The organism is Aquimarina megaterium XH134 (assembly GCF_000520975.1).
Taxonomy (GTDB): domain Bacteria; phylum Bacteroidota; class Bacteroidia; order Flavobacteriales; family Flavobacteriaceae; genus Aquimarina; species Aquimarina megaterium.
This window is the reverse complement of sequence record NZ_JACB01000131.1, coordinates 1-751: the sequence shown is the minus strand read 5'-3', so window position 1 is coordinate 751 and position 751 is coordinate 1. Positions and strand designations below refer to the sequence as shown.

The window sequence follows — 751 nt, the reverse complement described above, 5'->3', positions numbered from 1 at the left end:
ATGTAAACAATGTAAAACAAGCCAGTACCACCACTACATTGGCATACAACCCGGGTACCGCAGGAACCTATGATGTATATTTTAAAGTTATTGATAATGTAAGTGGTAAATCAGCAAACAGTGCTACCCGAAAACTGTACGCGTATAATCCTTTAAACACACCTACAGTAAGTGCATCAAAAGCCCATATTGTACAAGGAACAACTACAACCTTCACCGCTTCGGGTATAGGAGGCGGTTCGGGATCTCGTAGCTACGAGTGGTATGTTAATGATGTAAAACAAAGTGCAACAGGAACCACGTACTCGTACCATTTTCCTAATGCAGGAACCTATACTATCAAATTTAAGGTGGTTGACTTAACCTTGCAAAATGCTAATTATAAGTGGGGTGCTAATGCTCCTGTTTTAAAATCCTATCCTGGTATGGTGGCGAGCACGAGTCAATCTCATACTTCTATTTCTGGGACTAACCCAAGTGTTACTTTTAATGTAACGAGTCTTACTGGTGGTTCAGGCAATTCTCAGATCACCTGGAAAGCCTATAACAGTATTAACCTCTCTCAGTCCTTAGGATCAGGCAGTGGTACAAGTTTTGGTTTTTCTAACTTTTCAAATGGCACTCATGAATATACCATTAAGGCGACTATAACAGATAATCTTACAGGTCAACAAATCACAAAGACGATGATCGTTGTTGCTACAGTTACTACTGGCGGCGGAGGTGGCGGTGGTAATACAGGAGAACAACA

1 protein-coding gene is annotated in these 751 nt (G+C 41.0%); it reads left to right on the top strand.

Features of this window, described 5'->3' with window-relative positions; translation table 11 throughout:
• A partial coding sequence (locus Z053_RS0127405) for a PKD domain-containing protein (RefSeq protein ID WP_025668162.1) occupies positions 1 to 751 on the top strand: 751 nt, incomplete at both ends.